Origin of the sequence: Methylobacter tundripaludum SV96, assembly GCF_000190755.2 — a bacterium.
GTDB lineage: Bacteria > Pseudomonadota > Gammaproteobacteria > Methylococcales > Methylomonadaceae > Methylobacter_A > Methylobacter_A tundripaludum.
Genome location: NZ_JH109154.1, coordinates 175,314 through 188,697 on the forward strand (window position 1 = coordinate 175,314; position 13,384 = coordinate 188,697).

General features: G+C 46.4%; 12 protein-coding genes. 3 read left to right on the forward strand and 9 right to left on the reverse strand.

What is annotated here, in order from left to right:
• Positions 1-5: 5 nt before the first annotated feature.
• Both METTU_RS20545 and METTU_RS20550 read left to right on the forward strand, forming a co-directional pair.
• Positions 6-809: a hypothetical protein gene (locus METTU_RS20545; protein WP_006893945.1), complete on the forward strand. Its 804-nt coding sequence runs from the start codon at positions 6-8 to the stop codon at positions 807-809.
• Between the two features lie 63 nt (positions 810-872).
• Positions 873-1,862, forward strand: coding sequence for a serine/threonine protein kinase (locus METTU_RS20550; protein WP_040581715.1), 990 nt, complete (start codon positions 873-875; stop codon positions 1,860-1,862).
• On the opposite strand, the gene rnhB is transcribed toward METTU_RS20550, so the two are convergent.
• From rnhB to efp, 7 genes are all read right to left on the reverse strand, one after another.
• Positions 1,859-2,470 (reverse strand): ribonuclease HII, encoded by a 612-nt coding sequence (gene rnhB, locus METTU_RS20555; RefSeq protein ID WP_006893947.1) that lies wholly within the window; start codon positions 2,468-2,470, stop codon positions 1,859-1,861. The genes METTU_RS20550 and rnhB overlap by 4 nt on opposite strands.
• A gap of 56 nt (positions 2,471-2,526) precedes the next feature.
• Entirely contained in the window at positions 2,527-3,297 is a 771-nt protein-coding gene (lpxA, locus tag METTU_RS20560) for an acyl-ACP--UDP-N-acetylglucosamine O-acyltransferase (RefSeq protein ID WP_006893948.1), read from the reverse strand.
• Between the two features lies 1 nt (position 3,298).
• A complete protein-coding gene (fabZ, locus tag METTU_RS20565) occupies positions 3,299-3,742 on the reverse strand; it encodes a 3-hydroxyacyl-ACP dehydratase FabZ (protein WP_006893949.1) in 444 nt (147 codons plus the stop codon).
• A gap of 61 nt (positions 3,743-3,803) precedes the next feature.
• Positions 3,804-4,304, reverse strand: coding sequence for an OmpH/Skp family outer membrane protein (locus METTU_RS20570; RefSeq protein ID WP_006893950.1), 501 nt, complete (start codon positions 4,302-4,304; stop codon positions 3,804-3,806).
• A 117-nt stretch (positions 4,305-4,421) separates the two neighbouring features.
• Complete coding sequence (gene bamA / locus METTU_RS20575) at positions 4,422-6,803, reverse strand: outer membrane protein assembly factor BamA (RefSeq protein WP_006893951.1); 2,382 nt, start codon at positions 6,801-6,803, stop codon at positions 4,422-4,424.
• A 79-nt stretch (positions 6,804-6,882) separates the two neighbouring features.
• A complete protein-coding gene (gene epmA, locus METTU_RS20580) occupies positions 6,883-7,857 on the reverse strand; it encodes an EF-P lysine aminoacylase EpmA (protein ID WP_006893952.1) in 975 nt (324 codons plus the stop codon).
• Between the two features lie 2 nt (positions 7,858-7,859).
• On the reverse strand, positions 7,860-8,429 hold the full coding sequence (efp, locus tag METTU_RS20585) for an elongation factor P (protein ID WP_006893953.1): 570 nt from the start codon (positions 8,427-8,429) through the stop codon (positions 7,860-7,862).
• Positions 8,430-8,512: 83 nt separating this feature from the next.
• Here efp and epmB point away from each other — a divergent pair, with 83 nt between their 5' ends.
• Positions 8,513-9,523 carry an EF-P beta-lysylation protein EpmB gene (gene epmB, locus METTU_RS20590; protein WP_006893954.1) on the forward strand — a complete coding sequence of 337 codons (1,011 nt, stop codon included), beginning with the start codon at positions 8,513-8,515 and terminating at the stop codon, positions 9,521-9,523.
• On the opposite strand, the gene METTU_RS20595 is transcribed toward epmB, so the two are convergent.
• Together METTU_RS20595 and METTU_RS20600 are read right to left on the reverse strand one after the other, a co-directional pair.
• Entirely contained in the window at positions 9,518-10,429 is a 912-nt protein-coding gene (locus tag METTU_RS20595) for a 5'-nucleotidase (RefSeq protein ID WP_006893955.1), read from the reverse strand. The two genes, epmB and METTU_RS20595, sit on opposite strands and share 6 nt — an antisense overlap.
• Positions 10,430-10,434: 5 nt before the next feature.
• A complete protein-coding gene (locus METTU_RS20600; RefSeq protein WP_006893956.1) occupies positions 10,435-13,233 on the reverse strand; it encodes an SPOR domain-containing protein in 2,799 nt (932 codons plus the stop codon).
• Between the last annotated feature and the right edge of the window lie 151 nt (positions 13,234-13,384).

Below are 13,384 nucleotides of genomic sequence, written 5' to 3' on the forward strand. Positions count from 1 at the left end.
AGCAAATGAAACCGTTACGTTTGTTATTCCTGCTGTCGTCATTGCTTGGGGCGAGCAACGCACTAGCGGCCAAAATCGCCGTTACCGACCTGGCTTATGCCGAGCGGGTCAGCGGTTATTTTCATCTTGTTGATTATCACAACAAGTCATCGGCGCGAGCCAGCCATAGCGAGCGCGAACGGGATAGTTTCGAAAGCTCCTCAGCTTCGAGTCGTTCATCGTATAGCGGAAAATCGGAGACTGATTATACCGAGGTCGAAAGCAGTTACAGCTATATCGAATATGGCGAACTGCGTAAATTTGTCGGCGATATTAAGGGGGAAATCCTTAAAACCGGCGGTTTCCAGGTATCTCAGGCCAAACCTTACACAGCCAAGGGCAGCGAACAAATCTACGACATTATCAGCCGCATCAAAAAAGGCGCTTATCCCGGGGCCGATTATGTATTGTTCGGAACGGTCAGCGAGCTTGATTTTCGCGACGAAGCTAATCCCATTATCGGTACCGACACGCTGTCCAACACTTTCAGCCTGATGCTGGTGGCAGAGTTTAGCCTGATCAATACCCGCACTTACGAGGTGAAAGCCGCATTTAGCGCTACCGGCGAAGGGCAGGATGTGCGCGTTGTGACCGGAGGAAGCCATGTCGTGCCCAGTCGCGGCCGGGTAGTCTCGGAAGTGTCTAAAAGCTTAGGCGTGGATGTAGCGCGGCAGATTAATGAACAACTGGGCGGCAGCGCATATCAAAACGCCAACCCTGTAACCGGCAATACCATGCAGGAAGGTGAAGTCATGCATTTTAGCCAGTGAAATAACTGATATGCATGCTTAATTAAATCCGGCCCGGCTGAATTCGGCGTTACAATGGTAACCATGAATACTAATCTGACTCCTTTTTCAGCCCTGACTCCCGATATAATTTTGAATGCGCTCGACAGTATCGGCCTGCATAGCGACGGCCGACTGTTGGCGCTGAATAGTTATGAAAACCGCGTCTACCAGGTCGGCATGGCAGACGCATCTTTTATTGTCACCAAGTTCTACAGACCCGAGCGCTGGACGACTGCCGCCATTCTTGAAGAACACGCGTTCGTTCAGGAATTGTTCGAGTCTGAAATCCCTGTGGTACCGGCAATGCCATTCGGCGATAATCAGACCTTAATCCACGCCGACGGTTTCCGCTTTTCCGTATTTCCAAGGCAAGGCGGCCGTGTACCTGAGCTTGAAGGCCGCGAAAAGCTGGAATGGATGGGACGGTTTATCGCTCGCATTCATGCCATCGGCGCTTTAAAGCCTTTCAAGGAGCGCCCGACTCTCGATATCGCCAATTTCGGTGATGAACCCAGAGCTTATCTGCTGGCAAATAATTTCATCCCTGCCGATCTTATCGAAGCTTATCGTAGTGTCACTGAGCATGCGCTGGATGGCGTGAGGCGTTGCTTTGAACGTGCCGGTAAGGTAAAAACCTTGCGCCTGCACGGCGACTGTTATCCCGGCAATATTTTATGGACCGATGACGGCCCGCATTTTGTTGATTTCGACGACAGCCGAATGGGACCTGCGATACAGGACTTATGGATGTTGCTGTCCGGGGATCGAGCCGAAATGACCGTGCAATTGAACCACCTGCTAACCGGTTACCGAACTTTTTACGATTTCGATACCCGGGAACTGCATCTTATAGAAGCCCTGCGTACTTTGCGCCTGATTCATTATTCGGCGTGGATTGCACGGCGCTGGGATGATCCTGCGTTTCCGATGGCGTTCCCGTGGTTTGATACGCCGCGTTATTGGCAGGACAGGATCATTGAACTGCGCGAGCAAATCGCGTTAATGAACGAAGGTCCGCTTGAGTTGGCTTAACCTATGCCTTGCTGTATCAGCATGGTTTTTACCGGATTGAATGTTCTTCTGTGTACGGCTAAAAAGCCGAACTGTTCGATTTCGGCCAGATGCTGTTTGGTGCCGTAGCCCTTATGCACATGAAACGCAAAGTCGGGGTATTGTTGATGATAGTCAACCATCAGTTTATCTCGTTCGACTTTCGCTAATATTGACGCCGCGCTGATCGCCTGGACCTTACTGTCCCCTTTAACGATAGCCTGAGCAGGCATGGACAATTTAGGGAGCCTGTTGCCATCCACTAAAACTTCATCAGGCTGGATGTTCAAGCCCTCTACTGCCCTTTGCATTGCCAATAGCGTTGCCTGAAGAATATTGAGTCCATCAATCTCGTCAACGCCGGCTTGGGCAATCGACCAACTTAAAGCGGCTTCCTTGATGATGATATAAAGACTGTTCCGTTTGCTTTCGCTAAGAATTTTGGAATCGGCCAATCCGGCTATCGGCCGCATCGGATCCAGGATAACCGCTGCCGCGAAGACCGGGCCTGCAAGCGGTCCACGGCCTGCTTCGTCAACTCCGGCAACGATACAACCTTGAGGGATTTTTATTGAAAATTCATCATCCATAACTTTTTCGGTCCTGAGGCAATTTAAGCGCGATTTTACTCACGCCAAGGCGGCGCCTAGCGCAATATGCCGCGATTTACATTGCGTAAAAAGCTGACCATATCGGACAATTCCTTACTTTCACCGGCCAGGTCTTCCATTTGATCAATGGCATCTTCCAGACGCAGGTTGGTCTTGTAAATTATCTTGTAGGCTTTTCTGATTAACCTGATGTCTTCAGGAGAAATGCCGTTACGTTCCATGCCGACTGAATTTATGCCGTGCGGCCTGGTAGGCTTGCCGCCGACCATAACAAAGGGGGGAATATCCTGGGTAATCGCACTGCCCATCGCAGCAAAGCTGTACTGGCCTATTTGGGTAAACTGATGCACCAGGGTAAATCCACCCAAAATGGCATGGCTATGTAAATGCACATGCCCGGCCAATGAGGCCCCGTTGGCCATAATGACATGATTGCCAATAATGCAATCATGCGCCACATGGGTATACGCCATAAACAGGTTGTCATTGCCTATCTTGGTAAGGCTACGATCCTGCTTCGTCCCTCTGTGCATAGAGGTGTACTCACGTATCGTATTTCTATCGCCGATTTCCAGGCGGGTTATTTCAGCCGCATACTTTTTGTCTTGGGGATCTTCGCCGATGGAGGTGAATTGATAGATGCGATTATCTTTACCTATCGTAGTAGGTCCTTTGATAACAACGTGGGAACCTATCACCGTACCGGCGCCGATTTGTACACCGGCCCCTATGACGGAAAACGGGCCAACCGACACGTCGTCAGCCAGCTCCGCTTTGCTATCAACTATCGCTGTTGGATCGATCAAATCAATTTACCACTGCTGCACATCTGATTTCGGCACTTGCGACGAACTCGCCATCGACTTCTGCACGGCATTCAAATGCCCAGATGTTACGCTTACTTTTAAGGAATCGTGCTTCCAGCATTAATTGATCGCCGGGTACAACGGGTCTTTTAAACTTGGCCTTATCAATGCCGACCAGATAATAAATCATCCCGGCCAATTCATCCCCAGCCGTTTCCGATGCCAGCAATCCCGTGGATTGGGCCAGCGCTTCCAAAATCAGCACGCCCGGCATAATGGGTTTTTGTGGAAAATGTCCTTGAAAAAACGGTTCGTTATAAGTAACGTTTTTCACTCCCAGCAATCTAACGCCAGGTTCGCACTCAACAACCTTATCAACCAATAAAAAAGGGTAACGATGTGGCAAGAATTCTTGTATTTGTAAAATATCTAGCTTAATGGACATATTTGAGGATGCTTCTCTTAAAAGTTGATGACTATGCGATTAAATAAAAACCCGTATGTAATTATTCCGGCATGGTTGACAACTTTTGTTGAACTTGACTGGTTACGTCGATTTTGTCACTGGCATAAATAACGCCATCGGTAAGTAACAAATCAAAATTTTGATCCTTGGCTATTTCACGAATAGCTTCAACGATACGGCGTTGTAATTTACCCAATTCTTCATTACGACGCGCATTAAAATCCTCGCTAAACTCCTGCTGGGCTCTTTTTGCATCTCTTTTCTTATTTAGAATATCTTTTTCCAGATTGACTCGCGCCGACTCGCCCATCACTGCCGCGTCTTTGGCCATTCTTTCGTCCATGCTTTGGATTTCTTTTTGCTGGGCGACTAATTGCTTATCTCGCGGTGAAAATTCTTGTTCCAGGCGTTTTTTGGCTTTTTCTGCCTGAGGTGCTTTTTCAAGAACGGCTGGTATATTGACAAAGCCAATTTTTAAATCAGCATAGCTTGCATTAGCAGCAAGCAACAATCCTAAGAATAAAGCAATTTTCATTTTCATTGTTAAACGGGTCTCTGGTGAAATTAAAATAAATAATGATTAAAAATACGGCTATTGCGTTAAATTATAACCGTAGGGGCTACCGGCCGGTAGCCCCTATAACAAAAACATCTTCTTCTAGAAATTCTGACCGAAATTGAATTGAAACATCTGTTTTTGATCCCCTGTAATAGTGCCATCAGCTGCCGTTGCGGAAGAAGCGGCATTTAATGGTAACGCGGCACTGACGGATAAAGCGCCGAAAGGCGACAACCACTCCCCTGAAACCCCGACAGAATACTTCAAGTTGTTAGCTTTAAAGCCATTATTAATGGATCCTGCATCCAAAAAGGTGCCCAACCTGACTGATTTTGTCTCCGGCATAAAAGGCACCGGAAAAAACATTTCGGCATTACCGATAATTTTACTGGAGCCGCCAAATGCAAAACCATTGGAGTCTCTGGGCCCCACCGTATTATTCTTGAAGCCGCGTATAGATCCCGTGCCGCCGCCGAAATAATTTTCAAAGAAAGGCAAGCTCGCTGTGTTTCCATAACCGTCGCCGTACCCCACCTCACCCTGCAGCCTGAACGTAAAGTCTTTAGCCAATGGAAAATAAAGTTGATGCTTATAACCGACTTTATAATATTCCAGATCGCTGCCTGGGACTGTCGCCAACGCAGAAAAACGCTGCTGTTGACCCCTGTTCGGGAAAATTGCCCGATTAAGCGTATCGTGGGTCCAGCCCACTGCTGGCGCCAGCGTCAGAAACGTATCGCCGGTAGCCTTAACTATTGGCCGGGTATTGGCAGCTCCTATAGTGCCCGAATTATTTGTACACTGATTTGTACCATTATTGCCATAAATGAAATCGCAAATTTCATTGGATGAATAATCAGTGGTACTCAGCTCGGTATGTTTTGCATCAACATCAAAACGCAAACTGTCGAATTCATTCAACGGTATACCAAAGTTCACCCCTGCATTCATCACATTGGTTGAATAATTGGCAATATTAATTTGTCCGGCATTTCGTTTGGTATAGCCCAAGTTATAGCCCTGACTCACCCCGTCCACGGTGAAATAAGGATTGAAAAAACCAAACTGATAACTTGTAGCATAAGAACTATTATTAAAGGCGACATTCACCCGCTTGCCCGAGCCGAAAACGTTATCCTGGGCAATATTGGCATTCAACACTATCCCTTGGGTTTGGGAAAACCCGACACCGGCCGACAAATTGCCGGAGGGCTTTTCAACTACCGAATAATTAACATCAATCTGGTCGGCAGTGCCTGTAACCGGCGGCGTTTCAACATTCACCTCTTCGAAATAGCCCAAGCGTTCGAGGCGCGTTTTCGACCGTTCAATCTTTGAACTTGAAGCCCAACTGGACTCCATTTGTCGCATTTCGCGGCGCAGTACTTCATCACGGGTTTTGCTATTGCCTTTCATGTTGATGCGCCTGACATAAACGCGTTTGCCCGGATCGACAAAAAAAGTCATATCCACTGTTTTTTTGGCTTCGTTGATTTCCGGCACCATGTTGACGTTAGCAAAAGCGTAGCCGTCATCCCCCAAGCGATCGGAAATTGCTTTAGAGGTTTCAGTAGCGTTTTTTCTGGAAAAAGTTTCTCCCGGACCGACCTTTACCAGCTTAATAAGCTCTGGAGGAGCCACCACCAGATTACCGGCTAATTTAACTTTTTCCAGCTTATAAATATCACCTTCTTTAACATTGATGGTGACATAAATGTCTTTTTTATCCGGGGTAATCGCCACCTGCGTGGACTCGATGTTAAAGTTGATATAGCCGCGATCCAGGTAATAGGAGCGTAAAGTCTCCAAGTCTGCCTGCAACTTTTGTTTGGAGTATTGATCGTCCTTGGTATAGAACGATAATAAATTAGAAGTATTCAATTCAAGGTTGCGCAACAGCGTTTTATCATCAAAAACATTATTGCCGACAACATTGATCTGCTTGATCTTTGCTACCCTGCCCTCGGAAATCTTGATATGAATACCAACCCGGTTGCGGGTAAGGTTGGACACATCCGTAGTGATTTTCAAGCCGTATTTACCGTGACTGAAATATTGGCGGCTCAATTCCTGCTCGACTTTATCCAACACCTGCTGGTCGAATACCTTGCCTTCCGCCAAACCAATTTTCTTCAAGGCTTTGGTCAAGTCGTCTTTACTCAGGTCTTTATTGCCTTCAAAAATGATTTTTGCGATGGAGGGTCTCTCTACCACATTAACGATCAGCGTTGAGCCTTCTCTTTCCAGAGAAATATCCTTAAAAAAACCGGTTTTGAATAATGCTTTGATTGCCGGAGCCACATTATCCAATGAAAACTTTTCGCCCACATTAACGGGGAGATAGTTATAGACGGTACCAACAGAGATGCGCTGCAGGCCCTTGACTTTAATATCCTCTACAACAAACTCTTCATCACCTTTAACCGCCTGGGAAACAAGTAGAAATAACAATAGCAAGCGAGAAAGAGTATTTAATTTCATGTAGAAGTCTAAAAATAAAACGGCATTGCCCAATGTTAAAGATCTGGCGGATTATATCACAGTAAATATTTAAACGAGCTTAAGCCCTGTGAATAGGAAAACTAAGCACATCCTCAATAGATTCACTGCCTGACAACAGCATCAATAACCGATCCAGGCCTATAGCCACGCCCGAGCATTCCGGCAATCCCGATTCCAGAGCCGAAACAAGGCGCTTATCTTTAACGGAAACAGCTAATTTTTGTTGTTGCCTGATAACCAGCTCCTTGTTAAAGCGCTTGCTCTGTTCATCGGCATCAACCAGCTCATAGTAACCATTACCCAGTTCAATGCCATTGATAAATAATTCAACTCGATCAGTAATCAGCGAACACTGTTCATTGATTCTTGCTAATGACGACTGACAAGCGGGATAACCGTAAACCATACATAACGCATTGTCGCCCAAATGCGGCTGGACTTTATGACTGAAGATAAAATCAAGCCATACCGCATGGTCGTGTCCGCAAATAGCCACTGCCTCAGATAGTTGGAATTCTCTGGCAAAAGCACAGTAATCCTGATACGAAAATACCAACGGATCCAAGCCGGTAAACGAACCAAATATCTCCTGATAACTGACTCTTTGTGTTTCTTGTAAAGGCTGACCACTAAACAGCCCAGCGATCAGCTCGGCGATTTCATCCATTAATTGAGGCAATGTAAATCCGACCCGATACCATTCAAGCATCGTAAATTCAGGATTATGGAACCGCCCCGACTCGCCGTTCCTGAATGCTTTACCTATCTGGTAAATAGAACCGCTGCCGGCTGCAAGTAGCCGTTTCATTGCAAACTCAGGCGATGTTTGCAAAAACAGTGTTTGCCGCAATGGCGACAAACAATACTCAGTTGTAAAAAACGCCAACTGCGGATCCGTTCCGATGCTGTGGCTGAGCAGCGGCGTCTCCACCTCCAGCACCGATCTTTCAGCGAAAAACTGCCGTATCTCGGACAGCATCTGCGCTCTTAAACGCATCAGCTCTATGGCGCATGTCGGCCGCCAGTCAAGCAACACTATTCTTTTACGCGGGAAACGTATTCGCCGGTACGGGTATCGACCTTAATCACTTCACCGATTTGCACAAACAAAGGCACCCTGACTACCGCGCCAGTTTCCAAGGTCGCAGGTTTACCGCCGCCGCCCGAAGTATCGCCACGCACACCGGGATCAGTTTCAGTAATTGCCAAATCGACAAAATTGGGCGGCGAGATCGCAAGAGGCGCATCATTCCACAAGGTTACCGTACAGGTATCCTGATCTTTAAGCCATTTACCGGCCTCACCCACAATCTTTTCATCAGTCTGATACTGCTCAAAAGTGTCCGGCACCATAAAATGCCTGAATTGACCGTCGTTATAGAGATATTGCATCTCGACATCGACAACATCGGCGCCTTCAAGCGACTCGCCCGACTTAAAGGTTCTTTCAATCACCCGGCCAGTTTTCAAGTTCCTGATTTTTACCCGGTTAAAGGCTTGACCTTTTCCCGGTTTTACGAATTCATTTTCAATAATTGCACAGGGATCGTTATCCAACATAACTTTTAACCCGGCTTTAAACTCATTAGTACTATAACTGGCCATTTTATCCTCAAAGATGACAAACAATGTAAAACTTAACCATTATAATAGAGGCAACAACCGATAGAAACTTTAAATAACCTCCCATGCCCGAGCCACAGTCCGAAATCCAGCACTTTACTAAAAACTGGCAACAACAACTTGCCGAAGCTTTTAATAATATTGAAGACCTTTGCCGTTACCTGCACTTATCGCCGGATGACTTACCGGTTTCAGATATTGCTGCAGAAAATTTCCCTTTACGCGTTCCGTTAAGTTTTGCTGCCTGCATGGAAAAAGGCAATCCGCATGACCCTTTATTACGCCAGGTATTGCCTATTAAGGAGGAACTGTTCGCCTATCCGGGTTTTAGCAATGACCCTGTCGGCGATCTCGCGGCAGCCACCCAGGTCGGTGTTTTACACAAATATCATGGCCGGGTTTTGTTTATCAACACCGGCAGTTGCGCTATCAATTGCCGGTATTGTTTCCGTCGTAATTTTCCGTACGCTGATTTACAACTTAGCAAACAAAAAGAAGATGCCGCCATTCAAGCCATACAGGACGATCCGAGTATCTCGGAAGTTATTTTAAGCGGCGGCGACCCTTTACTGCTAAGCGATTCGAGACTCACTCGGCTTATTCGGCAACTGGACGGCATCAAGCACCTGAAACGCATCCGAATACACAGCCGGCTGCCTATCGTTCTGCCCGCCCGGATAACCGATGAATTCATTAACACACTGACCCAAAGCCCCAAACAAATAATCATCATCGTGCATTGCAACCATGCCAATGAGATCAGTGACCGGGTTATTGCCGCCTGCGCCTCACTGAAAAACTCAGGCATCACCTTATTTAATCAATCCGTGCTGTTAAGAGGCGTCAATGACAATGCGGAAGTTCTAGGTGAGCTGAGCGAACAATTGTTCAGCCACGGCATTACCCCCTATTATTTGCATTTATTGGACAAAGCGACTGGAACGGGGCATTTTGAAGTTTCTGAAGCCGAAGCTCTGGCGCTTATGCACCAAGTTCAAGCCGCCCTGCCCGGCTATCTGGTTCCGAAACTGGTCAAAGAACAAGCGGGAGCCACTTCAAAACAGACGATTTTATAGCCTAGTCTTCCGGTTAGTGATGCCATGCGGTACATGCGCAGCGGCGACGTGCCGGGCGGCAGACTCGCAATGACCTTTTTGATCATCAAAGAAAATATCCGCACCGAATGCCTTCAAAAAAGCGCCCTTGTCTATGCCTCCCAAAAACAGCGCTTCATCGATACGAATGCCCCAATCTCTTAGCGTCCTGACGACCCGTTCATGAGCCGGAGCCGCTCGAGCGGTCACTAATGCGGTTCTTATCGGGGACGATTGAGGATCAAACTGCGTTTGAATATGATGCAAGGCGCTTAAAAAGTCTTTAAAGGGTCCTCCCGGCAAAGGTTTTTTGGCTTCGTTACGCTCATTTTCGGTAAACACATCCAGGCCTCGCTGCTGATAAATCCGCTCAGACTCATCGGAAAACAATACCGAATCACCATCAAAAGCGATGCGCAGCTGATCGGAATGATGCGTCGTGGAAGGTCCGCAAAGAATGGTCGCTGCCGCAAAACCCGCACCCAGCGCCTTGGCGACATCATCGGCATTGGTCGATAAAAACAGATGCGCACCGAATGCAGGAATGTATCCATACGGAGATGCGCCGCTGGTAAATGCCGCGCGGATAATATTCAGCTGATAATGAGCAATGGAATTGAAAATCCTTAACCCCGTATCCGCACTATTTTGTGATAACAGAATAATTTCAACCAGAGGATCATCGGGGCAGCTGTCATTTAAGCTCAAAAACTTTTTAACCAGGGCAAAGCCGTAACCCGGTTCCAAAGTTTCATCTTCATGTTCTATTTGATAACGGCAAAAGGCTTCCCGACCTTGCGTTTCAAATATCGCATGCGATTCATCCAGATTGAATAACGCTCTGGATGACACCGCTACAACAAGTTTTTTCTCTCTCACAGCCGGCATTAGCTCTAGTTATCACTTACCCAAACCGAATCCAAATTCAGTGTCTTTTTTATCCTATCCGTATTGGAAAACGCGTCCGCTTTGCTTTTAAAGCCCCCGACTCGCAACCGGTACATCGTTGTATTCTTTTCATGGACCGGGATTACTTCGGCAAAAACACCCAGTCGTGCAAATTCAGCCGCTTTGCTTTTGGCAAACCATTCCTGTTTAAATGCCACCAGATTTACCCCCCACTTTGCAGCAGCAGTTGTTTGCTTGCTTGGCTTTACAGGTTCCTCTTTAACAACAGCTTTCGGCGGTGTTATTGGTGTGGCCGGTACCGCTTCGGGCTGAGCTTTGACTTTGGTAAGCGCGGTTTCAGGCACAGCCTCTACTTTAGCAGGCGCAACTTCATGCTTGGCTCTTTCTTTGGTCGGTGCAATCTCATGCGCAGCTTCCTCCTTGGTTGATACGTGTTCGTGCGCCGCTTCCTCTTTGGTCGGCTTAGTAGGCGTCTGTTCCGGCGCTGTTCCGGTTTTGACCGGTGCAATCTTTCCTTCTTTAGCCGGTGCGGGCTCATGCACCGCTTCAGCCTTGTGAGGTTCGGCAACCAATGACTCCAAAGGCATCTTTCCTTCCGCCCCCATTTTGACCTGTAGCATGTCAAGCGCCTTGCTTACCATGCCCTGTTTAGCCACAATATCGGACACATTGTTGTTTAATAAATCAACAGGAATCTGGGGATTTCCTTTGAGTTCCGTTATAAAACCATAGACCTGATGATTCAACTGCACAACAGAACTCATTACTGCGTTAATTTCTTCATTAGGATTATTTTCAGCAGTCTTTGCCAGGTTTGCCTCAAGCGTTGAAACCTGTTCAGTTAATTTTGAAACTTCAGCTTTTGCGCCGTAAGTCATTACACCCAATCCAGCTGCCGCACTTAACGCAACAGCGCCAAATCCCAGCGCCGCATAACTGAAAAGCTTTGCTTTTTTTACTTTATTTTCAGCGTCTTCCAGCTTCTTTTTAACATCTTCCTGTTCAAACTCAAATGGACTCAATTTTACATTTTCAGGATCTTCTATAGCGGCATCGGCAGCTTGTTTCGGTTGAGATTCGGCTATTATTGCTTCGTCAGCTCCCGCGTTAAGAGCCTGCACAGCTTCATCTTCGTTCAAGAAATCGGTGTCACCAAAGGCATCGGCTAAATCATCTTCTTTGATTCCTGAGCTCCCCCCCATGTCGGATATTTCCATGTCGGCGGTAATATCAAAATCAGGTAAAAGAAAATCATCTTCATCTTGAATTGATTGTTCAGTTTCCGCTAACTGATCTGCCTCTGTCTCATTGGAAAAATCATCACTCACCTCATCCAATTGAAAAAAGTCATCAATTTCGCTCAAATCCGCATCATCGCCAAATGCATCTTTCTTCCCGGCCGTTTGCTCTAACACATCCTCTGCATCAAAACCGGAATCCATGAGTAAACTGTCAAGGCCACTTTCATCATTCAGCAAGTCATTAAATGATTCTTCAACGGCTACCTGCTGCTCTTGATTGGATGAGATTAAATCCGCTTCAATCGGAACCGATGCTGCAGCCCCATCATCCTGAATCATATCCGATATATCAAAATCATCGCCAAAGCCGGAGAATTCATCGACTTCATCCAACGCCTCATCGGAGGGTTGCTCAACTACTATTTGCGACTCTTGATTGGACCCGATTAAATCCGTTTCAGCCTGAACCGGTACGTCAGCCTCATCATCCTGAATCATATCCAATTCGTCAAAATCAGCACTAAAACCGGAGAAATCATCAATTTCATCCGACAGCCCAACGGCATCTTCATCATCGGAGGATTGTTCATCTACTGTCTGCGGCTGTTGATTGGCCCCGATTAAATCCGTTTCAGTCTGAACCGGCACATCGGCCTCATCATCCTGAATCATATCCGATTCATCAAAATCATCGCTAAGACTAAAAAAATCATCAATTTCATCCGACAGGCCGACATCATCGACATGCGCAGATAAACTTTCTATAACTTGTTCAGGCTCATCAATTTCTACTACAGGAAGGATATCCGGTTCAGTGAAATCACTAAAGTCTGAAAAAACATCGAGTTCCTTATCCGTACCGACATCATCTTCCACATCTGATTCTTCAATTTCCCCCAAAGCCGGAGCCGACGCTTCAACCTCATGAATCACATCCGATTCGTCAATATCATCAGCAAGCGCGGATAAACTCCCCGCAGCCAATTCAGCCTCAGCAACGTCTTCCGTTGCGGCCATTCGCGGCGAGTCCTGTCGAACCATGTCCGGTTCATTAAAATCACTAAAATCGGAAAAATCGGAAAAGTCGTCCAACTCTTCAACTGCACTAATATCATCATGCCCGGTTGCTTGCATTGGCGCATCATCCGCATCCAATCCCGCATTCATCAGCAACCTATCAAGCGCATCTTCGTCATCTTGACGCTCACTTGACGGAACAAGAGATGAATCATCTACCGTTTGCTCTAACTCCACAACCGCCTGCGTTTTTTTCGGCTCGTTGAAATCATCGCCAAAGTCGTCAAAACCCAGCAAGTCATCCAACTCATCATGCAGACTTACATCCTCTTTCGCCTCTGATTGCATTAACGCATCATCTGAATCAAAACCGGCATTCATTAACAATCTATCAAGAGTATCGTCATCATCCTGAAACTCATTTATCGGGAGAAGAGAAGATTCCGCTTCATCGAGCATGGCATCCAAATCATCATCGAGATTATCGTGTTTTTCTTTTAATTTTTTATCTATTGAATCAGACATATTCAGGCTCAGTAATGAGTTGTAAGATAACCACAAAGTTTAAATGTAGCATTCAGTATTTATAGGCAGAAAAACAATTTTAATCATTTTAATCCCAAATAAACTTAATGTTCATCAAGTTTCACCCATTTGATGCTAAACTTCCAAAAAA

What these genes read in the sequence shown, in the direction of transcription:
- rnhB (WP_006893947.1), bottom strand. Translation starts at nt 2,470, where the DNA reads ATGGATGATGAATTTTCAATAAAAATCCCTCAAGGTTGTATCGTTGCC.
- epmB (WP_006893954.1), top strand. Translation starts at nt 8,513, where the DNA reads ATGCCCGAGCCACAGTCCGAAATCCAGCACTTTACTAAAAACTGGCAA.
- METTU_RS20545 (WP_006893945.1), top strand. Translation starts at nt 6, where the DNA reads ATGAAACCGTTACGTTTGTTATTCCTGCTGTCGTCATTGCTTGGGGCG.
- efp (WP_006893953.1), bottom strand. Translation starts at nt 8,429, where the DNA reads ATGGCCAGTTATAGTACTAATGAGTTTAAAGCCGGGTTAAAAGTTATG.
- METTU_RS20570 (WP_006893950.1), bottom strand. Translation starts at nt 4,304, where the DNA reads ATGAAAATGAAAATTGCTTTATTCTTAGGATTGTTGCTTGCTGCTAAT.
- fabZ (WP_006893949.1), bottom strand. Translation starts at nt 3,742, where the DNA reads ATGTCCATTAAGCTAGATATTTTACAAATACAAGAATTCTTGCCACAT.
- METTU_RS20600 (WP_006893956.1), bottom strand. Translation starts at nt 13,233, where the DNA reads ATGTCTGATTCAATAGATAAAAAATTAAAAGAAAAACACGATAATCTC.
- METTU_RS20595 (WP_006893955.1), bottom strand. Translation starts at nt 10,429, where the DNA reads ATGCCGGCTGTGAGAGAGAAAAAACTTGTTGTAGCGGTGTCATCCAGA.
- METTU_RS20550 (WP_040581715.1), top strand. Translation starts at nt 873, where the DNA reads ATGAATACTAATCTGACTCCTTTTTCAGCCCTGACTCCCGATATAATT.
- bamA (WP_006893951.1), bottom strand. Translation starts at nt 6,803, where the DNA reads ATGAAATTAAATACTCTTTCTCGCTTGCTATTGTTATTTCTACTTGTT.